This window comes from Paenibacillus sp. FW507-14B1B (assembly GCF_058781425.1).
On sequence record NZ_JBYSWS010000004.1, the window covers coordinates 1 to 21,073 of the forward strand.

At 43.4% G+C, this 21,073-nt stretch carries 17 protein-coding genes; 8 read left to right on the forward strand and 9 right to left on the reverse strand.

The genetic code is table 11. From position 1 onward, the window contains the following. Positions 1-254 precede the first annotated feature (254 nt). Together AC3WJJ_RS18785 and gyrA are read right to left on the reverse strand one after the other, a co-directional pair. Positions 255-1,367: an HD-GYP domain-containing protein gene (locus tag AC3WJJ_RS18785; RefSeq protein ID WP_492543109.1), complete on the reverse strand. Its 1,113-nt coding sequence runs from the start codon at positions 1,365-1,367 to the stop codon at positions 255-257. A 204-nt stretch (positions 1,368-1,571) separates the two neighbouring features. Then, positions 1,572-4,082, reverse strand: a complete 2,511-nt coding sequence (gene gyrA, locus AC3WJJ_RS18790; protein WP_492543111.1) for a DNA gyrase subunit A — start codon at positions 4,080-4,082, stop codon at positions 1,572-1,574. A 399-nt stretch (positions 4,083-4,481) separates the two neighbouring features. On the opposite strand from gyrA, the gene AC3WJJ_RS18795 reads away from it, so the two are divergent. After that, positions 4,482-5,282 (forward strand): YheC/YheD family protein, encoded by an 801-nt coding sequence (locus AC3WJJ_RS18795; protein ID WP_492543113.1) that lies wholly within the window; start codon positions 4,482-4,484, stop codon positions 5,280-5,282. A gap of 121 nt (positions 5,283-5,403) precedes the next feature. On the opposite strand, the gene gyrB is transcribed toward AC3WJJ_RS18795, so the two are convergent. The 7 genes from gyrB to gntK all read right to left on the reverse strand — a co-directional run bounded on the left by gyrB (position 5,404) and on the right by gntK (position 13,817). Then, positions 5,404-7,314, reverse strand: a complete 1,911-nt coding sequence (gyrB, locus tag AC3WJJ_RS18800; RefSeq protein ID WP_492543115.1) for a DNA topoisomerase (ATP-hydrolyzing) subunit B — start codon at positions 7,312-7,314, stop codon at positions 5,404-5,406. Between the two features lie 26 nt (positions 7,315-7,340). Continuing rightward, positions 7,341-7,592, reverse strand: coding sequence for an extracellular matrix regulator RemB (gene remB, locus AC3WJJ_RS18805; RefSeq protein WP_422661583.1), 252 nt, complete (start codon positions 7,590-7,592; stop codon positions 7,341-7,343). A gap of 13 nt (positions 7,593-7,605) precedes the next feature. After that, positions 7,606-8,718, reverse strand: a complete 1,113-nt coding sequence (recF, locus tag AC3WJJ_RS18810) for a DNA replication/repair protein RecF (RefSeq protein ID WP_492543117.1) — start codon at positions 8,716-8,718, stop codon at positions 7,606-7,608. Between the two features lie 55 nt (positions 8,719-8,773). After that, positions 8,774-8,989 carry a S4 domain-containing protein YaaA gene (yaaA, locus tag AC3WJJ_RS18815; RefSeq protein WP_422658984.1) on the reverse strand — a complete coding sequence of 72 codons (216 nt, stop codon included), beginning with the start codon at positions 8,987-8,989 and terminating at the stop codon, positions 8,774-8,776. Between the two features lie 37 nt (positions 8,990-9,026). Next, the gene (dnaN, locus tag AC3WJJ_RS18820; RefSeq protein ID WP_422658983.1) at positions 9,027-10,169 is read right to left on the reverse strand and encodes a DNA polymerase III subunit beta; all 1,143 of its coding nucleotides are present in this window, start codon (positions 10,167-10,169) and stop codon (positions 9,027-9,029) included. A 204-nt stretch (positions 10,170-10,373) separates the two neighbouring features. After that, on the reverse strand, positions 10,374-11,720 hold the full coding sequence (gene dnaA / locus AC3WJJ_RS18825) for a chromosomal replication initiator protein DnaA (RefSeq protein ID WP_422658982.1): 1,347 nt from the start codon (positions 11,718-11,720) through the stop codon (positions 10,374-10,376). A gap of 549 nt (positions 11,721-12,269) precedes the next feature. Beyond that, positions 12,270-13,817 carry a gluconokinase gene (gene gntK, locus AC3WJJ_RS18830; protein WP_492543121.1) on the reverse strand — a complete coding sequence of 516 codons (1,548 nt, stop codon included), beginning with the start codon at positions 13,815-13,817 and terminating at the stop codon, positions 12,270-12,272. 478 nt (positions 13,818-14,295) lie between these two features. On the opposite strand from gntK, the gene rpmH reads away from it, so the two are divergent. From rpmH to rsmG, 7 genes are all read left to right on the forward strand, one after another. Continuing rightward, positions 14,296-14,433 carry a 50S ribosomal protein L34 gene (gene rpmH, locus AC3WJJ_RS18835; protein ID WP_422658980.1) on the forward strand — a complete coding sequence of 46 codons (138 nt, stop codon included), beginning with the start codon at positions 14,296-14,298 and terminating at the stop codon, positions 14,431-14,433. Between the two features lie 195 nt (positions 14,434-14,628). Next, the gene (gene rnpA / locus AC3WJJ_RS18840; RefSeq protein WP_492543123.1) at positions 14,629-14,979 is read left to right on the forward strand and encodes a ribonuclease P protein component; all 351 of its coding nucleotides are present in this window, start codon (positions 14,629-14,631) and stop codon (positions 14,977-14,979) included. A gap of 73 nt (positions 14,980-15,052) precedes the next feature. Beyond that, positions 15,053-15,925 (forward strand): YidC/Oxa1 family membrane protein insertase, encoded by an 873-nt coding sequence (locus tag AC3WJJ_RS18845; RefSeq protein WP_492543125.1) that lies wholly within the window; start codon positions 15,053-15,055, stop codon positions 15,923-15,925. Then, positions 15,922-16,692, forward strand: a complete 771-nt coding sequence (gene jag / locus AC3WJJ_RS18850; RefSeq protein WP_422658977.1) for an RNA-binding cell elongation regulator Jag/EloR — start codon at positions 15,922-15,924, stop codon at positions 16,690-16,692. The genes AC3WJJ_RS18845 and jag overlap by 4 nt, the downstream gene beginning before the upstream one ends. 112 nt (positions 16,693-16,804) lie before the next feature. After that, positions 16,805-18,181 (forward strand): tRNA uridine-5-carboxymethylaminomethyl(34) synthesis GTPase MnmE, encoded by a 1,377-nt coding sequence (gene mnmE / locus AC3WJJ_RS18855; protein WP_492543127.1) that lies wholly within the window; start codon positions 16,805-16,807, stop codon positions 18,179-18,181. A gap of 52 nt (positions 18,182-18,233) precedes the next feature. Continuing rightward, positions 18,234-20,120, forward strand: coding sequence for a tRNA uridine-5-carboxymethylaminomethyl(34) synthesis enzyme MnmG (mnmG, locus tag AC3WJJ_RS18860; RefSeq protein ID WP_492543129.1), 1,887 nt, complete (start codon positions 18,234-18,236; stop codon positions 20,118-20,120). Between the two features lie 7 nt (positions 20,121-20,127). Beyond that, positions 20,128-20,850 (forward strand): 16S rRNA (guanine(527)-N(7))-methyltransferase RsmG, encoded by a 723-nt coding sequence (gene rsmG / locus AC3WJJ_RS18865; RefSeq protein WP_422658974.1) that lies wholly within the window; start codon positions 20,128-20,130, stop codon positions 20,848-20,850. Positions 20,851-21,073 lie beyond the last annotated feature (223 nt).

Genomic DNA, 21,073 nt, shown 5'->3' on the forward strand with positions numbered 1-21,073 from the left:
AAAATTCTCATTTTTGATCTTACCGAGGTAAGATCGGTTTAACTCACTCGTTGTTCAGTTTTCAAAGGTCAATTCTTCAGTGTCACTCGCAAATCTCGTTCGCCGCAGCAACTCTTATAATATATCATGTTCTTTCGAATTTTGCAAGCATTATTTTTGAAAAGCTTTGAAATGATTGCTGCGATATATTATACCGCTCAAAGCGGCAAGAAATAATATACCACAGCCTTGCTAACTAGGTCAACCCTTTTTGGTTAAGAAATGACTTCTTCTATAAATAGATGTCTTTGCTGTACCAGATTAATAATCTGACCGTCCATTGAAACCATTGGACGAGTAGGATGAGACTTGTCCGTAAACACAATTTCTCCAACCGTATTATTACTCAGTCTTACCTTAGTCCCATTGTGAAATGATGTCACCTTATCTATAAAGGTCTGGACAATCATCGGATCTAGTTTACCGAATGACTCCAGTTGAATCTGTTCTAATACAACATAAGGCGATTGAGCACCACGATAGAATTTATCCAGTGTCATGGCATGAAAAATATCGGTTACTGCAACGATTCTCGCATATGCATGAATTTTGGAACCTTCGAGACGTAGAGGATAACCTGAACCATCCACCTTTTCGTGATGCTGAAGAGCAGCAAGCCGGACCCCTTCATTAACAGCCGTCACATTTTTTAGAATCTGGTAACCGTAAGTGGTATGGCGTCTCATCTCCTCACTTTCTTCTGAAGTCAGCTTTGATGGTTTGTTCAATATAAGGGGATCAATCTTAGCATTTCCGATATCGTGCAGCAATCCTGCGAAAGCGACCTGCATCCAATCTTTTTGCGGAAGACCAATCCACTGAGCTAGCTTGTATGATGATAAGGAGCATAAAACTGCATTATGATATCTGTAGTCATGTCTGCTGGTCATACGTGGTGTGAACTTTAGAATGTGATAATCGTTCTGATATTTCAGCATGGACTCCATCTGGTTACGGACTTCAAGCATCTTTAGTTCACCCGTTATAGCCGATTGATAACAACTCTTTACTAGAGCAAGTGTCTTATCATACTCCTCATGTAGAGGCTGATCTTTTCTTGCTGGTACTTCTTCTTTCCCCAATTTAGAGGAACTATCTGAAAAAATAAGTGCTGGTTTCTTTCCTGCTGTTTTTATGGTTGGAATCTTAGTCGTATCTATATCATTCACTTCTATATCTACTTGCTGCACCAAAAAGGCTTTAAGGACTTCCAAATCCCTTGGTAATAATACTTTTCCTTTTTGAAGCAAAACACCGCCAAGAGGCGTATGTACATCTTTAGTCAGTTTTACACCGGGTTGTAATTCACTAACAGATCTGATCGTCATGATCAACCTCTCCATCTATTCCCTCAGCTGTGTTTTAGCATTTCGGCAGCCAATTTTACCTTATTTTTAACAACATTATAGTACTAGTTCCTCAACCTGTCCAAAACTAATTACCTGATATTGTATCTTCTTGACTGTATGGCATATGTTCTAACTATAAAAAAAGAGCACGGATGACTGCTGCACCCATGCTCTTCATATATCTTATTCGTTATCCGCTGGCTCAGATGTTTCCTCGCTAACTTGATCGTCAGCTTCTACTCCATCCTCTAAAGCACTCTCGTCTGGCTCTTCGCTCTTATCAGCACGGCATACCGTTGCAACAGCATCGTCTTCACGAATATTGATCAACTTCACACCCTGTGCATAGCGTCCCATTGTTGAGATACCTTCCATGCTCGTCCGGATGATCGTACCACTAGACGTTATAATCATCAAATCTTCTTCAGATTTAACGACTTTCAATCCAACTACAGCACCATTCTTATCCGTAACATTAATGGTTTTAATCCCTTTACCACCCCGGGTCTGTGAACGATAATCTTCAGCTGGCGTCCGTTTACCATAACCCTTGGTCGTTACAATGAGGATATCTAGATCCTTATCGACTACATCCATACCGATAACCGCATCATCACTATCAAGTGTAATACCTTTAACACCCGTCGCACTCCGTCCCATAGAACGCACATCGCTTTCCTGGAACCTTATGGACATACCTTGAGCGGTACCCATGATGATTTCTCGCTGGCCATCGGTCAGCTTAACATCAATCAGGGAATCATCCTCACGAAGGTTGATTGCGATCAAACCGCCTTTTCGGATATTAACGTAATCCTCAAGTGGCGTCTTCTTAACAACACCTTGGCAGGTCGCAAAGAACAGGTAATTATCACTCTCAAAGCTCTCAACTGGGATAACCGCGTTAACCGTCTCTCCCTGTTCGATCTGAATCAGGTTGATAATTGGTGTACCGCGTGCTGTCCGGCTGAGCTCTGGAATCTCATAAGCTTTCAGGCGATATGCCTTACCTTTGTCCGTGAAGAACATGAGGTAATGGTGAGAGTTCGTGACGAAAAGATGCTCTACAAAGTCTTCGCTCTTCGTATCCATCCCTACAACACCACGTCCGCCCCGCTTCTGACTACGGTACGTATTAGCCGGCAAACGTTTGATGTAACCGGTATGAGTAATGGTAATGATAACTTCCTCACGAGGAATCAGGTCCTCATCCAGGATGCTATCTTCACCCACGGTAATTTCTGTACGACGCTCATCATTAAAGCGCTCTTTAATTTCTTGGAGCTCTTCGCTAATGATCTGCAGAATTAGCTGCTCATCGGCAAGGATTTCACGCAGTTCAGCAATTCTCTTCATGAGTTCTTGGTACTCATTCTCGATCTTCTCACGTTCTAGACCTGTTAAGCGCTGGAGACGCATATCCAGAATAGCCTGTGCCTGCTCATGACTGAGACCAAATCTTTCAATCAAGCCCTCACGCGCTGCCTCGGTTGTCTGAGATGCACGAATCAGTGCAATTACCTCATCCAAATGATCAAGAGCAATACGTAATCCCTCGAGAATATGAGCACGTGCTTCAGCTTTTCTGAGTTCAAATTCTGTACGGCGGCGAATTACGGTTACTTGGTGCTCCAAGTAATGATACAGTACATCGCGCAAATTCAGAATTTTAGGCTCATTATTAACGATGGCGAGCATATTAATGCCGAAATTAGATTGCATCGAAGTATGCTTGTACAAGTTATTCAATACAACATTCGGATTGACGTCACGACGCAGCTCAATAACGATACGCATACCATTACGATCCGACTCATCACGCAGGTCGGTGATACCATCAATTCGTTTATCGCGAACAAGTTCTGCAATCTTTTCAACTAGACGCGCTTTATTCACCTGATATGGAATCTCGTGAACAACGATTCTAGCCTTATTATTGTTCTCCTCAATTGTTGCTTTCGCACGCATGGTTACAGAACCGCGACCTGTTTGATACGCCTGACGGATACCCGCACGACCGATAATATAGCCGGCAGTAGGGAAATCCGGACCTTGAATATAATCCATCAATTCCATAGGGGTAATATCCGGATTCCGGATAAGTGCCTGTACGCCGTCTATAACTTCTCCTAGATTATGAGGCGGGATGTTGGTAGCCATACCAACCGCAATACCAGATACGCCATTCACAAGCAGGTTCGGGTAACGTGCTGGAAGGACAACAGGCTCTTGCTCTTCACCGTCATAGTTAGGGATAAAATCAATCGTCTCTTTATTGATGTCACGTAGCATTTCCATGGCTACTTTGGATAAACGAGCTTCCGTATAACGCATGGCTGCAGCCATATCGCCGTCGATGGAACCGAAGTTACCATGTCCGTCTACGAGCATGTAACGCATGGAGAAGTCTTGTGCCATCCGCACCATGGACTCATACACAGCCGAGTCACCATGGGGGTGATACTTACCGATAACTTCGCCGACGATTCTCGCAGATTTCTTATGTGGCTTATCCGGGGCCATTCCGAGCTCAGACATCGCATACAAAATACGACGGTGAACCGGCTTCAATCCGTCCCGCACATCCGGCAGAGCCCGGCTGACAATGATACTCATCGCATAATCCATAAAGGATTCACGCATCTCCGTACCGATGTCCCGATCTTTAATTTGGGAGAAATTTTCTTCCGCCATGCTGGACCTCCTTCATTTTCCTATCAATCATGCCTAGATCTATGTGAAAAAAGCAGAATAGTGAACAACGATGCAAATCCATTAATCTTAATTATATTACTTTCACAAAAGGAGCACAATTAAACGTCGCTCTGATCTCGCGCGTAAAAAGTGTATATTTTGCCCGGAACTAGGGAAACGCCCTGTCCTCCGCGCTAATTTTCACATACAATGCAGGGCAAAGGATTCTCGGAAATCATGATAAACAAATACGAATCTTCGCATCTTTATATTATACCATTGTTTGCTTCCCTTGTCCTATGTTTTCGGGGCACAGTAACGCATACTCCATGATTTCAAACCGAAATGGAATGCTTCGTTCAACTTGAATAACTATGGAACCGGAAAGGATGAAAATGGTTGACTGTACAACGCGTTTCAAGCAAATGGACAAAAACGAAAATGATACTCAAAAATAAAGGACTCGCCTCTTATGTTCCGGCTACCCGCCTCTACTCATTCGATGCACTCGAACAAATGCTCGATACGCATACACTCGTCTATATAAAGCCGGACCGGGGCACTTACGGTATTGGTGTGATGTGTGTAGAAGCAATTAACTCCACTGAATCAGGCAACTCCATTGGATCAAAAACGTATAAGCTTCGCTATGAAACGACCACAGAACATTTTTCAACACTACAGCAGCTAGATAGAACGATCTTAAATCTCTGTCAGGGTAAGCAATATCTTATTCAACAGGGAATACGCTTGCTTCGTCACAAAGGACGTTCTTTCGATCTTCGAGTGCTAGTACAGAAGACTCCTTATGGTCGCTGGGAAAGTACCGGTATCTTAGGCCGAGTCGCTGCTAAGCAAAAAATCGTAACAAATCATCATAGCGGCGGTACTGTAAAACACTTTAAGTTGCTGATGAGTGAACATATGAGCTCTGAAGAAGCAGAGAATATTCGTGAAGAGTTAAATGAACTCGGTGTAAACATCGCTTCTCAACTTCAAAAATCGTATCCAAACATAAAGGAAATCGGGCTGGACGTGGCTATTGATGGCCGATGGAATATATGGATTCTTGAAGTAAACACAAAACCAGCACTTTTCCCTTTCAAGAAATTTTTCAAAGATCCAACGGTTTATCAAAAAGTAAAGAGATATGCTGATGCATATGGAAGAAATACATCAAGTAAGAAAAAGGCGAATTAGTCGTCATTCTCAAAGGTAAACAATAAAAAAAGCGTGCAGATAATCTGCACGCTTTGAAAGACAGTGGGGCGTGTAAATTGACGCATTCATTGTCTTTTTTTAAGCCTCTGTTGCCAGCTGCCTACACGTCGAGGTTACGAACAAGCTTCGCATGTTCTTGAATGAAATCACGACGTGGTTCAACATTGTCGCCCATCAGCGTATCAAAAATGCTGTCTGCTAAGATGGCATCGTCAATCGTTACTTGCAGCATGGTACGGCTCTCTGGATCCATTGTTGTTTCCCACAGTTGACCAGCATTCATCTCACCAAGACCTTTATAACGTTGAACGTTAAATTTGGCATTCTCGCCAAACTCTGCAATGATCTGATCGCGCTCTTTCTCAGAGCCCGCATAGCGGATTACCTTGTTACGTTCTACCTTGAAGAGTGGTGGCTGTGCGATATAGATGTATCCCGCTTCAACAATCTTCCGCATGTACCGGTAGAAGAATGTCAGCAGCAAGGTACGAATATGTGCACCATCGACGTCGGCATCGGTCATAATGATGATCTTGTGATAGCGAGCCTTGCTTAGATCAAAATCATCACCAATACCGGTACCCAGAGCGGTAATAATGGCTCGAATCTCTGCGTTAGACAAGATGCGATCCAAGCGAGCCTTCTCTACGTTCAGAATTTTACCACGTAACGGTAGAATCGCTTGGAAGTGACGGTCACGTCCCTGCTTCGCAGAGCCACCGGCAGAGTCACCTTCGACAATGTACAGCTCACTGATGGAAGCATCCTTAGAAGAGCAGTCAGCCAGCTTACCAGGAAGAGCACTCACTTCAAGTGCACTCTTACGGCGCGTCATCTCACGAGCCTTACGTGCTGCTTCACGAGCACGAGATGCTGATAAGGCTTTATCTAAGATACGGCGAGAGACAGATGGGTTCTCTTGTAGAAATTCCTGCAGCTTCTCAGCGAACAAGGACTCTACAATCCCCCGGACTTCACTGTTCCCAAGCTTCGTCTTCGTCTGACCTTCAAACTGAGGCTCAGGGATTTTGACCGAAATGATTGCAGTCAATCCTTCACGAACATCATCACCTGTCAGATTGGAGCTGTTATCTTTGATGAACCCTGTCTTGCGAGCATAGTCGTTGATGATACGAGTCAGGGCACTCTTAAATCCTGATTCATGCGTACCACCCTCGTGGGTATTAATATTATTCGCAAAGGAATAAATGTTCTCTGTATAGCTATCGTTATATTGCAGCGATACTTCTACTTGGATATTGTCACGGGATCCCTCAACATAAATAGGCTCCTCATGAAGTGCTTCCTTCTTCTCATTCAAATACTTGACGTATTCAATAATCCCGCCTTCGTACTTGAAGTAGTTAGAAGCACCTGTACGCTCATCAGTGAGAGTTAGTGCAATGCCTTTGTTCAAGAAAGCAAGCTCCCGCACCCGTGTAAGTAGCGTATTGTATTCATACTCTGTCGTTTCTGTAAAAATCTCTGGATCAGGTAGGAATGTTACGGTGGTGCCGTGATCATCCGTTTCACCAACAACCTTAATGTCGTACTGAGGAACACCACGATGGTACTCCTGTTGATAGATCTGTCCGTCACGTCTTACCTGAACGACAACTTTACTGGACAGCGCATTTACGACGGAAACACCAACACCATGCAAACCGCCGGAAACTTTGTATCCTCCGCCGCCAAACTTACCACCGGCATGAAGTACAGTCATAACAACTTCGAGGGTGGATTTCTTTAGTTTGGCATTCTCACCAACGGGAATCCCCCGTCCGTTATCGACGACAGTAATACTATTATCGGGATGAACAAAAATCTCAATATGGTCGCATATTCCGGCCATAGCTTCATCGATACTGTTGTCCACCACTTCCCACACCAAATGATGCAAACCCTTGGCACTGGTGGATCCGATATACATGCCGGGACGTTTCCTTACGGCTTCTAATCCTTCCAGTACCTGAATCTGATTCTCATCATAAGCTGGTTGATTCATAGACATGCCTTCACCTACTTCTACAGATTCTGTTATGCATAAGCAACAAATATATTTGCTCGTTTCTTCAGGGTTGCAGAAGAGATCGGGGAGTAATACACGATACTCTTCGTGACGACGATAGATTTAGGATCCTCTTCGCCAATGCGCTCGACTACCTTATGCTGCTGTGCATGCATGACAAACTGTTTGGATATCTTCGACGATTTCTCAATCGAAACATCAAAAATTCCAACCAGCTCCGATGATCGGATAATCTTTTCTCCACCCAAATGAATATATATACGAATCCACTCCTTAAGAGCCCACCTGTCCACTATGGACATGAAAAATGCTGGCACCCTTCAATTTGTCGGTATTCAAACTTTCAATTCCCGTCGCCGTGATGAATGTCTGCACCTTCGTCTGGAATGTTTCAATCAGCTGAGTTTGACGATAGGGATCCAATTCGGAGAGCACGTCGTCCAAGAGCAGCACAGGGTACTCCCCGATTTCCTCTTGTATAAGCTCTATTTCTGCCAGTTTAAGAGACAGCGCGGTCGTCCGCTGCTGGCCCTGTGACCCGTACGTTTGTACTTCCTTGCCGTTTATATAAAAAGCTAGATCGTCTCGATGAGGACCTGCCAGAGTCATACCGCGCCGAATTTCCTGCTCTTTCATTTGTGATAATTTTATCATAAATGACTCAAATAAGACAGCTTCATCTTCTTCCTCTCCATCGGCAAACGAGGGAAGATACTGTAATCGCAGCTCCTCGATCCCATTTGTAATGCCTTGATGGATCGTCTCTGCCCACTTTTGAAGCTTTTTTATAAATTGTTTCCTCTTCTTGACGATTTTAACACCATGCTCCACGAGTTGGATGTTCCAGATGTCTAGCATTGCCTGCTCTGATGCATTTTTTCCCCAAAGTGTCTTCAGTAGATTATTGCGTTGGAGGAGAACTTTCTGATACTGCTGCAGGTGAAAAAGATAGCTAGGTGTGACCTGCCCAATCTCCATGTCAAGAAACCGGCGGCGAACCCCCGGTGTTCCCTTGACGATCTCCAGATTCTCAGGTGCAAACATAACCACATTCAGCGACCCGATGAAATCACTCAGCTTCCGCTGCTCGAGTCCATTAATCTTTGCCTTCTTACCCTGCGGAGAAAGGGATAGCTCTAGCTTTAGTGAGCCGTACTTCTTCTCCACCTCAGCCGATATGTGAGAGTTGGTCGCTTCGAAAGAGATAAGTTCTCTGTCTTTAGACGTACGATGACTTTTGGTCAGCGCAAGAACAAACAGGGCTTCAACCAAGTTGGTTTTGCCCTGTGCATTTTGTCCAATGATGAGATTTACGTCTCCGAAGGACTCCAGCTGCAGTGATTCATAGTTTCGGTAATGATGCAGGCTGATGTTATTAACAAACAAACTTATCCTCTCCCTCGTTTTCCGCTCTAACGCCTAAGCGGCTACGGGAGGCTACTTACTCCGCAGCAACCTGAAAGGTACCGCAGTCCTCCACCTTGATAATGTCCCCGGGATACAATTTACGTCCACGTCGTTCTTCGAGCTCGTCATTGACCTTTACCGCTCCTTCTTGCAGCAAAGCCTTTGCCATACCGCCTGTGGATACGCAATCTGCCAACTTCAAAAATGAATCAAGCTTTATATATTCACTGTGGATAACAATTTGTTTCATGATTTGATCCTTTCATCCCCCTAGCCTGGGGATAACTTTAATTGGTCGTCCGGTAAGGCAAAATGATGTACATGCTCTGGGTATCGTCAAGCGGCTTCAAGATGATTGGGCTCATTACGCCGGTAAAAGCAATCATGAGTTGCTCACTTTCAATAATTTTCAACACATCCAGCATATATTTCGAGTTGAACGAGATTCGAAGAGATTCCCCTTTAAAATCAATTAGTTCTATCTCTTCTCGTACTTTACCAAGCTCTGAGGAACTGGAGGAAATCTCGACTCCACCATTCTCCATCGTCTGCATACGTACAATGTTCGTTTTTTCCTCTTTGGAGAGCAAATAAGCACGATCGATGGACTCGCTTAATTTTTTTGTGTCCAAGATCAGTTCTGTTTTGTGCGTTGTCGGAATAATCCTAGAAGTGTCCGGATAAATACCGTCCAAAATACGGGAATAGAATAAAACACGGTCGATTTTGAACAACACTTGGTTGTCTGCGACAACGATGTCTACAAGCGTATTTTGATCCGGCACAATTTTGCTCAGCTCATTAAGTGTCTTACCCGCAATAACGACATTGCTGAACTTAATATCATCGTTTCCTTCCAGTTGTGCAGAACGAGTTGCCAAACGGTGGCGGTCTGTCGCTGTAAACTTCAGTTCGTTATCTGCAAGATTCCAAAGTACACCTGTTAAGATCGGTGTGGTTTCGTGTGTAGAAATGGAAAACACGGTTTGTTTGATCATGTTTTTTAGCAAATCTCCAGGAATAGAAACCGTTTGGTTACCCTCAATGCTTGGTAGTACCGGGAATTCTTCCGGATCAAGGCCTACCATTTGGATTTCAGTAGCACCTGCTGAAATAAAGGTCTGGAAGTTCTCTTTGACCTCCATTTGGACCTCTTGGGAAGGAAGCTTCTTGATAATTTCGACAAAAAACTTAGCAGGCAGCACGACACTACCGGGTCTGTCTACTTGAACGATCGTCTGCTTATCATCTTCCGCAGGAATAAACGATTGGATCGAAATATCGGTGTCGCTTGCGGTTAATGTCACACCTTGGTGATTTACGTCTAATTTAATCCCGCTCAAAATTGGAATTGTCGTTCTGCTGGAAATAGCTTTTGAAACGTGCTGGATGGATTCGTTCAAAACGTTTTTTAATATGCTGATCTTCATCAATTTCACTCCTTGCGGCTAAATACGAAGGTTGTTAAATTGCCGGCTTATGCCGGTTATTGTTCGCCTTCTTTATGGATATATATTTATTAATTATTAATAGTATCAGTAGTAGGGGCACTGAATATGTGGATAAGCCTAAGAAAAGGCATAAAATTAAGCCTATCCACATGTGTATAGATTGTGCATAGGCTTTGAACTTGTTCAGGTTGGATTTTTGATTTTCTCCGTAAGATTGTTAACAACTTTGAAGAGTTCTTGATCGGCTTTTAGCGACTGGGATATTTTCTCGTGGGCGTGAATGACCGTCGTATGATCTCGGCCTCCGAATGCCTCTCCGATTTTGGGTAGGGAATAGTCGGTCAATTCGCGGGACAAGTACATTGCAATCTGCCTTGGAAATGCGACAGCTTTCGTTCTTTTCCGAGCTTTAAAGTCTTCCATACGTAGATTGTAGTACTCTCCAACCTTCTGCTGGATGTCCTGAATCGTAATCATTCGCGGACGGCTTGAAGGGATGATATCCTTCAGCGCTTCTGCAGCAAGATGTGTCGTTACATCCTGATTTGTGAGTGAGGAATAGGCAACAACGCGTATGAGCGCTCCCTCCAGCTCACGGATGTTTGTATCGATCTGATTGGCGATGTACATCATCGCTTCATTCGGGATGTCGAGATTCTCGGCTTTCGCCTTTTTACGAAGAATCGCGATCCGTGTTTCGAGATCTGGCGGCTGAATATCGGTAATCAGTCCCCATTCAAAGCGGGAACGAAGCCGTTCTTCAAGCGTTGGTATTTCTTTTGGAGGGCGGTCACTGGAAATAATGATCTGCTTCCGTTCTTCATGCAATGCATTGAAGGTATGGAAGAACTCCTCCTGGGTGGATTCCTTACCCGCTAGAAACTGAATATCATCTATGAGCAGAATGTCGACGCTCCGGTACTTGTTGCGGAAGCTTTCCGCTCGGTTATCCCGGATGGAGTTAATGAACTCGTTGGTGAATTTCTCTGAGGAGATGTACACCACTTTACTGCTCGGATTATGCTCCAGAATATAATGCCCAATTGCATGCATAAGATGCGTTTTTCCTAGTCCTACACCACCATATAGAAACAGCGGATTATAAGCCTTCGCCGGAGCTTCGGCCACGGCAAGCGAGGCAGCATGAGCGAACCGGTTGCCAGAGCCAATGACGAAGGTGTCGAACGTATATTTCTGATTAAGCATATGTGACTGAATCTCATCACTAGATACTTGAAGAGGCGGAGACGGCTGCTGTGGCGTGGGTTCGGACGTTTTGGCCTCTTCGATGACAAAACGTACTTCTACCTGCTTGCCCATAACTTCATATACCGTCGAGCTAACCAATTTCGTATATCTGCTTTCCAGCCATTCCACGGCAAAAGTCGTTGGAGCGGAAATGACAACGGAGTGATCGTTCAGCGTCAATGCTTTGGTGGCTTTAAACCAAGTGTCAAAACTGGGTTTGCTCAGCTTGGTTTGTATAATCGATAATATTTGCTGCCATAATTCGGAAGTATGGCTGTCCAAAACTGTCACTCCTTTAAATCTTCCAAATGTGGCTAGAGCCATGAGTGGAAATGTCGAAAGAAAATGAATAATGTAGATTTATCCCCAATGCTAGACTCCTGTGAAAACAAAAAACTATGGATAAATTGAAATTGTTCACAACTTTATCCACAGCCTGTTGATAATATCGAGGGTTCATTCACATATTCACATCCAAAAGTAATATCATCATAGCAAAAGAAAGGCTTATTTTCAATGCGTGAGCGGATTTTATCCACAAATTCAAGAGGTTGTGCATAATTTTTATTCACACCACTATATATTGTTTATAATCTGTTCAACTTTCGACATCAGAGGTAAGAAAGCGAGAAAAATTATACACAGGTTGTTCGCGATAAAGAGGAATGATTCATCATTTTGTCGGGTCATGAAAAAATGGATCTTAAAATCTGCCTGTGGGTAACTTTTTCTTCATATTTTGGCGGGATAGGATAGAGCAGATAATATGAATAGAAAAGGCCGCTCCGAAAGGAGCGGCCTTTTTTGTGATAAATGAGGGGAAAGGCTGGTTCAAGATTTCATGAATTTATGCTGAAATTCGGAAATTGCTTCGTAATCCTCTTCAAGTTTGCGAGAAATTCGAATGAATATTGGTAGAAGGTTCTTATAAACAACTGCATTTTCATGGATGGGTTGATGATCAAACGTATCTCCGACCATATCAGCAACAATATCGAGTGATTCAGCTCTGCCCGTAGCGTAAAGGCCAAGAACGACAGCCCCTAAACATGAGCTTTCATAACTTTCTGGTACAATAACCTGTTGGTCAAAAATATCAGCCATCATCTGACGCCAAATGGGGGAGCGTGCGAATCCCCCAGTAGCATGAATTTTAGACGGGGTACCCATTTGTTCCTCCATCGCTAAAAGAACGGTATACATATTAAAGATGACACCTTCAAGTACAGCGCGGATCATATGCTCCTTTTGATGACTTAAAGTTAAGCCGAAAAACGAACCGCGAGCATTTGGATTCCATAGGGGGGCTCGTTCTCCGGTTAAATAAGGATGAAAGAGCAGCCCATCGGATCCAGGAGAAACCCGTTCGGCGATTTTCGTCAACACATCATACGGACTAATGCCAAGACGTTTGGCTGTTTCCACCTCTGAGGCAGCTAGTTGATCGCGAACCCAGCGAAATATCATACCTCCGTTATTAACAGCTCCACCAATTACCCATTTATTTTCTGTCAGCGCATAGCAAAAAATACGTCCTTTAGGATCGGTCATTGGCTTGTCCACGACGGTTCGTATGGCACCGCTTGTTCCGATGGTTGCCGCTACCACCCCTGGCTTAATTGCGTTAACCCCTAAATTGGAGAGTACTCCGTCACTAGCTCCTAATACAAAAGGAGTGGAGGGAGAGAGTCCCATGGCAGCAGCATACCTTTGATCGAGTCCGTTCATTATATGTGTGGTAGGGACCAGGGAAGATAGATGATCTTCCGTAATACCTGCAATTTTTAGTGCTTCCTCATCCCAATTTAGCGAATTCAGATTCAGAAGTCCGGTGGCCGAAGCGATCGAATGATCTACGACATATTGTTGGAACAATTGATAGTAGATATATTCTTTAATCGAAATGAATTTTTCAGCTTGATTAAAAATGGAGGCTTGTTCATGGCGCAGCCACATTAATTTGGTGAGGGGAGACATGGGATGGATGGGGGTGCCGGTTCTTAAATAAATCTCATGGCCACCCAAATCCTTTTTCAATCGTTCGGACCACTCCGCACTCCGGTTATCAGCCCAGGTAATACAACGGGTAAGCGGTTTACCCATTTTGTCGACTGCAATGACACTGTGCATGGCTGTACTGAAGGACACGAATAGTACCTGCTCTGGCCTAATTCCACTGTCCGACATAACCCCTTGTATAGATGATACTACAGTTTGAAAAATAACATCCGGATCCTGTTCGGCAAAAGAGGGAGCAGGCGTAAGAAGCGGATATTCGCCGCCAGATGTGGCCTTTATCTTCCCTTGCTCAGTAAATAATACCGCCTTGGTACTTGTAGTTCCGATATCAACACCGATCATATAGTTCAGCGTATCCAAAAGGCATACCTTCCTTCCCAGTTAAGAATTATCGAGTTGAGTCAAATTATAAAATCACATTTATGTATATAGATAACGTTATTAGACAGTGAAAAGCAAATTTAATCATAGTGAAAGCGTATACAATTAGGGTTTTGCCAAATGGCAATACCTTATTTGTCGTGCAAATAGATCGTAAATTAATTATCCCCATGTGGATAAATTACTATTAAAGTGTAGAAATAAAGAAGATTCTGTGGAAAACTTATATGGGATGATACAGGAAGTTTGGTTTGACTTCTAGGCTTGATTGTGATTAAATATATAAAGGCATTTTCTGTGAGTGTAAAAAGAAATTTTGTTAAAAATATAAGAAAGTCTAAGGCATCAATTTTTCTTATATTTCTCGCAGAGACGGATCCAGCTCTAAAAAGTTGGCGAACCGTTTCTACTTGTTATATGGTAAGATTAAGATTCCTTTAAGGAGGTGCAACAGATCATGACGAAACAAACTTTCAAACCGAACGTGAGCAAACGTAAGAAGAATCACGGATTCCGTAAAAGAATGAGTTCCAAGAACGGACGTAAGGTTCTGGCTAGCCGCCGTCAAAAAGGCAGAAAAGTATTGAGCGCTTAATTTTGTGCCACGATGCCACGAAGACCACCGAGGTGGTCTTTTTTTCGTAATGGCACAATTGGTGTATTAATCATGAGATTGTGGTGAGTCGTTTACCGCTTGTACGGTATGACCATACTATTATATATAGGAAGAAATGCCTTGAGATGCCGAAGGTGATTGATCAGTAGATTAGAGGCAGGCAGGGAGAGACTGGTGCAAAAAAAACTGCGTTTACGAAATCGGGCTGACTTCAGCCGCGTTTATCGCCACGGAAAATCTTTTGCTAACCACCAATTTGTGTTGTACTGGTCTCGTAAAAGAGACGTAGAACAGTTCCGAGCGGGTGTGTCGGTTAGTAAAAAGGTAGGCAATGCCGTGGTTCGTAACCGGATGAGGCGGCTCGTGAAAGAGATTGTCCGTCATCATCAGGATGAAATTGTTGAACATATGGATCTGATCTTTATCGTCAGAAAAGGCGCGCTGGATAAGACCTATCAGGAGCTTGAAAAAAGCGTGCTGCATGTACTGCGCAAATCGTCACTTTTAAAGTCTAAGAAGGGATGAGCTTGTGTTTATTTGTCCATATAAATATGTTATGATTTACCGTGGAATGGAATGCTAAGAGAGGGGTTTTGAAGTGTCGCTAACGAAGACAAGACGAGGAAAATGGTTCCTCCTCACAGCTTTGCTAGTTATGGCAATGGCTGTATTATCTGGTTGTACACCGCAAGCGGACCAGATGCGTACTATCGAAGACCTTAGAAATGGTGGTTTTTGGCAAAGTAACGTAGTTCTGTATTTTACTCTAGCTCTTGATACATTTGCTGGATGGTTTGATGGTAATTACGGCTTGGCGGTACTGATTATGGTGCTTATCGTACGTACATTGATTCTGCCATTGACACTTAAGCAGGTACGAAGCTCGAAGGCAATGCAAGCGATTCAACCTGAAATTGCTAAGATCCGTGAGAAATATAAAGATACTCCTGAAAAAGTGCAGATGGAGACGATGAAACTGTTCCAGGAGCACAAGGTCAATCCGATGGCGGGTTGTTTACCGCTGCTTGTTCAGATGCCGATCTTTATCGCACTTTATCATTCGATTTATTATAACGGTCTTCTCCGTGAGCATGAATTCCTGTGGCTTCAGCTCGGAGAACCGGACAAGCTGTTTATACTGCCGGTTCTGGCGGCGTTCACGACTTTCTTCCAGACTAGAATGATGCTGAAGATGAATCCATCTCCTCAACAAGGGATGATGCAGTTCATGATGTTCGTGTATCCTATTCTGATCTTCGTGATGTCGTTCCAGTTCCCATCCGCCCTTCCGCTGTACTGGTTCTACAGTAACTTGTATACCATTGTACAGAACTACTTCTTGTACCGTAACAATGACAAAAATGTAGCTATAGCTAATGTAAAAACGGCTAGCATCAGTCAAAGTAAAGGTCCAAGTAAGGGTCCTAAGAACGGGAAAAAAGGCAAAAAAGGAGCTAAGAAGTCGAGATGAGTAAAATCGTCGCAACAGGAAAAACCGTTGAGGATGCTGTCGAACAAGGGCTAGCCCAGTGGGGTGTAAGTCGGGACCACGTATCGGTTCAAATTTTGAGTCAGCCGTCAAAAGGATTCCTGGGGCTGTTCGGGGTAAAGGAAGCGAAAGTTGAACTTACGCTTCTCACTCGCAGTACTGGCGGCGAAGAGCTTAGCAGTGACTTCACTTCTAAAATGCAGGCATCACCTGCGCTTGAAGTAGAGAAGGTATCGAAAATATCATCAGTAGAGACCAAGACTAGAAGTTTGACTGAAGATATAAAGCATGAAGGAGAAGATCCTTACCGTGAAGCCGTTAGCTTTTTGATTGAGACAGGTAAGGCCATGGGCCTGGACATTTCTGTTGATATTGAGCATGGTAAGGAATCAACTACCCTTCAGATTTCTGGTACTGGTTTGGGTTTAATGATTGGGCGTAGAGGTCAGACACTCGATGCCTTACAGTATTTAGTTAACATTGTGGCTAACCGTTACTCTGATAATTATCTTCGGATTGTGCTCGATGCGGAGAATTTCCGTGAACGTCGCAAGAAAACGCTAGAAGATCTGGCTGATCGATTGGCTGGACGTGCTGTAAAGACACGAAAGGAAATCGTTCTCGAACCGATGCCTGCTTCTGAGCGCAAGATAATACACTTCAGGCTACAAAATCATGCTCAAGTAAAGACAATAAGTAGAGGCGAGGAACCCAATCGGAGAATCGTCATTACATTGAAGCAGCAGTAAAGATTATATGGACTCAATGACTCCTGGGCGGTAATAGGGAGTCATTGTTTTTTATTCAAGTGTTAATAAGCTTACGTCAAGAAATGAATAGTCAAAAAAGAAGGTGAATTTCATGTTGAGTGATACGATTGCTGCGATATCAACTGCGGTCGGTGAGGGAGGCATCGCGATTATTCGCGTCAGCGGTCCTGAAGCCATCAACGAAGTAGAAAAAATATTTAAAAGTAAAAAGAGATTATCAGAAGTGGATTCACATACGGTTCATTATGGACACATCATGGATCCTTTAAGCCGGGATAATCTTGAAGAGGTGCTGGTCACAGTGATGAGAGCGCCACGTTCATTTACGACAGAAGATGTGGTGGAGATCAGCGCACACGGCGGTGTTATTGCAGTAAAGCGGGTGATGGATCTACTGCTTCAGCAGAATATTCGACTTGCTGAACCAGGTGAGTTTACCAAGCGTGCCTTCTTGAACGGAAGGATTGACTTATCTCAGGCGGAAGCGGTTATAGATCTAATAAGATCTAAGTCGGATCGGGCTTTCTCAGTTGCTCTGAAGCAGGTAGAAGGAACACTCTCCCGCAAGATAAATGATCTGCGTTATACCCTTGTGGAAACTTTAGCTCATATCGAAGTAAATATCGATTATCCGGAACATGATGTGGAATCGCTCACTTCTGAGTTTATCAAGGATAAGAGTAAATTCGTCATGGATGAAATTGATAAACTACTGAAGACTGCAGAAGAGGGAAAGATCCTACGAGAAGGTATCACTACAGCGATTGTAGGTCGTCCAAATGTGGGTAAGTCATCTTTGCTCAATACACTCGCTCATGATAATAGAGCCATTGTTACAGATATTCCTGGTACAACACGAGATGTAATCGAAGAGTTCGTCACCATTAACAATATTCCACTAAAATTGCTTGATACAGCAGGCATCCGGGAGACGATGGATGTTGTTGAGAAAATTGGAGTAGAGCGTTCGAAACATGCTGTTAGTGAAGCAGATCTAATTCTGCTCGTGCTGAATGCAAGTGAGCCGTTGCATGAAGATGAACTGGAACTGATGGAACAAATACGCGGTAGACAATGTATTGTAATTTTGAATAAAATGGACTTACCATCGCAAATCGATTTGGATATTGTCCGTAGGTATTATCCTGATGAGCTGATCGTTCCCATGTCTGTAAAAGCTCAGGAGGGAATTGATCGACTAGAGGATGCGATATCGAAGTTGTTCTTTAGCGGTAAGATTGAAGGTGGAGATCTGACTTATGTCAGCAATGTACGTCATATTGCCCTTCTCAAAAAGGCTAAAAAATCTCTGCTTGATGCTTATGAAGCGGCTGAACAATACATCCCAATTGATATGATTCAGATCGATGTAAGGCTTGCTTGGGAGCAGCTTGGAGAAATTTTAGGTGAAGCGGTTGGCGATTCGTTGATTGATCAGATTTTCTCTCAATTTTGTCTTGGAAAATAAGCTTCTATTATATAGGGTTTAAAATATTAACAAAAAAACAGGAGGGTTTGCCATGAGTTATGTAGGACGCACCTATGACGTGATTGTTGTCGGCGCAGGTCATGCCGGCTGTGAAGCAGCACTTGCTTCTGCACGTATGGGTGCTGAGACGTTGATGGTTACGATTAACTTGGATATGGTTGCATTTATGCCTTGTAATCCGTCGATTGGCGGACCAGCCAAAGGGCATGTCGTACGGGAAATTGATGCATTAGGTGGAGAGATGGGCCGGAACATCGATAAGACCTTCATCCAAATGCGCATGTTGAATACAGGTAAGGGACCCGCAGTTCATGCACTGCGTGCCCAAGCAGATAAGTTCTCCTATCAACATACCATGAAAGAAACGATGGAGAAGCAAGATAAGCTGACACTTCGTCAGGGTATGGTCGATCAGCTTCTGGTTGAGGATGGCGAATGTGTGGGTATTGTTACGCAGACGGGTGCTGAATACCGTGCTAAAGCTGTAGTTTTGACTACAGGTACTTATCTGCGTGGTAAGGTTATTATGGGTGAGCTTATGTATGAGAGTGGTCCTAACAACCAACAACCGTCTGTGAAATTGGCTCAGAATTTGAAGGAGCTTGGTTTTGATCTTGTCCGTTTTAAGACGGGTACACCTCCACGTGTACACAAGGATACAATTGACTTCTCTAAAACCGAAATTCAGCCAGGTGATGATAAGCCGAAGTTTTTCTCATATGAAACTAAATCTTCAGATAATGAACAATTGCCTTGCTGGTTGACCTATACTTCGGTGGAGACTCATCAGATTATTAATGACAATTTGCACCGTGCCCCAATGTTCTCCGGTGTGATTGAAGGAACCGGCCCACGCTATTGCCCATCCATAGAGGATAAAATTGTACGTTTTGCTGATAAAGCCAAACATCAAATTTTCCTTGAACCTGAGGGTAAGAATACGAAGGAATATTATGTGCAAGGTTTATCCACGAGTATGCCAGAAGATGTTCAACTAGCAATCCTTCGTTCGGTCCCAGGCCTTGAGAACGCAGAAATGATGCGTAATGGGTATGCAATCGAATATGACGCAATGGTTCCAACGCAGCTATGGCCGTCGCTTGAGACGAAGCGTCTTCCTGGATTGTTCACAGCTGGGCAGATTAACGGTACATCGGGTTATGAAGAGGCAGCAGGTCAAGGGATTATGGCAGGTATTAATGCGGCGCGTAAAGTGCAGGGTAAAGAGGCAATTGTACTTGATCGTTCTCAAGGGTATATTGGTGTTCTGATTGATGATTTGGTTACAAAAGGTACGAATGAGCCTTATCGTCTGCTTACTTCTCGTGCAGAATATCGTTTGCTTCTCCGTCATGACAATGCGGATTTACGATTGACTGCGATTGGTCATGATATTGGACTGATCTCTGAAGAGCGGTATGCTCAGTTCCTTCGTAAAAAGGATCTTGTTGAACAGGAGATTGAACGTCTTCGTCAGACGAAAGTTAAACCCGTACAAGTAAACGAAGTACTTGAGGCAGCAGGTTCTACAGCCATTCAGGATGGAATCAGCCTTTTGACGATATTACGTCGACCTGAAATTTCATTCTCTATTATTGAATCGATATCACCATCTCCATTTGATCTAGATGAAGAAATGAAGGAACAGGTAGAAATTCAAATTAAATATGCCGGATACATCGACAAGCAGCTCGGTCATGTGGAGAAACTTCAGAAGATGGAGAAGAAACGGATTCCTGAAGATATTGTCTATGACGATATTCATGGTTTAGCGATGGAAGCAAGGCAGAAGCTTAACAAAATCCGTCCGATATCAATCGGTCAGGCTTCGCGTATTGGTGGAGTTACTCCAGCCGACATTTCTATACTTCTGGTTTACCTGGAGCACTATAACCGGGTTACGGCAGCGAAAGGATAATCCAGCTATGGATGCAATTCAAAAAGATTTTGTACAGCGCCTTGAAGAGCGCGGTATCTCAATAAATGAGAAGCAATTAGACCAGTTCGAGAAATATTTCGAAATACTGGTTGAGTGGAATGAGAAGATGAACCTGACAGGTATTACGGAACGAGATCAGGTTTATATGAAACATTTTTATGATTCGGTGAGTCTAGCATTTTATGTAGATATGGATAAAGTCGGGTCCTTGGCCGACATAGGTTCTGGAGCGGGATTTCCGGGTATTCCTCTGAAGATCTGTTTCCCTCATCTTAAATTAACGATTGTCGACTCATTAAATAAGCGCATCACCTTCTTGAAGCATGTTGCTGATTCGATTGAACTTGAAGAGGTGGAATTACTGCACGGCAGGGCAGAGGAAGTTGCTCGTAAACACGGATATCGTGATGGATTTGATCTGGTGACTGCACGTGCAGTAGCTCGAATGGCTGTGCTCAACGAATTCTGTCTACCTTTTGTAAAAGTCGGAGGGCAGTTTGCTGCAATGAAGGGAAGCGATCCAACAGAAGAGATTGCTGAAGCTGCTAAGAGCTTTAAAGAATTGAGAGGATCTCTTTGTAAAGTGCACTCCTTCTCGTTACCAGTTGAGGAATCAGATCGACATATTATCGTTATCGATAAAAAGGGCCCAACACCAATGAAGTATCCTCGAAAAGCTGGAACAGCTTCGAAAACACCTCTCGTTTAACAATATAATATAGATTTTTGAAAAGGAATGTTTCACGTGAAACATTCCTTTTTTCTATATACGATATTTCTCACTTATTATTGTGCTCATTAATGTATGTTTTATTAGATAACGTTAACTATTCCTATCGAAGGCGAAATCAACATCATTTTGTATAAATACACCAAAATAGCAGGAAAAAAAGGTGAGTTTGTAGAATAGGATTATAGGACAAATAGTGGTA

Excerpts from the sequence above, each read along its gene's own strand:
- AC3WJJ_RS18785 (WP_492543109.1), bottom strand. The coding sequence starts at position 1,367 with ATGACGATCAGATCTGTTAGTGAATTACAACCCGGTGTAAAACTGACT.
- gyrA (WP_492543111.1), bottom strand. The coding sequence starts at position 4,082 with ATGGCGGAAGAAAATTTCTCCCAAATTAAAGATCGGGACATCGGTACG.
- gyrB (WP_492543115.1), bottom strand. The coding sequence starts at position 7,314 with ATGTCTATGAATCAACCAGCTTATGATGAGAATCAGATTCAGGTACTG.
- yaaA (WP_422658984.1), bottom strand. The coding sequence starts at position 8,989 with ATGAAACAAATTGTTATCCACAGTGAATATATAAAGCTTGATTCATTT.
- dnaN (WP_422658983.1), bottom strand. The coding sequence starts at position 10,169 with ATGAAGATCAGCATATTAAAAAACGTTTTGAACGAATCCATCCAGCAC.
- rpmH (WP_422658980.1), top strand. The coding sequence starts at position 14,296 with ATGACGAAACAAACTTTCAAACCGAACGTGAGCAAACGTAAGAAGAAT.
- jag (WP_422658977.1), top strand. The coding sequence starts at position 15,922 with ATGAGTAAAATCGTCGCAACAGGAAAAACCGTTGAGGATGCTGTCGAA.
- mnmE (WP_492543127.1), top strand. The coding sequence starts at position 16,805 with ATGTTGAGTGATACGATTGCTGCGATATCAACTGCGGTCGGTGAGGGA.
- mnmG (WP_492543129.1), top strand. The coding sequence starts at position 18,234 with ATGAGTTATGTAGGACGCACCTATGACGTGATTGTTGTCGGCGCAGGT.
- rsmG (WP_422658974.1), top strand. The coding sequence starts at position 20,128 with ATGGATGCAATTCAAAAAGATTTTGTACAGCGCCTTGAAGAGCGCGGT.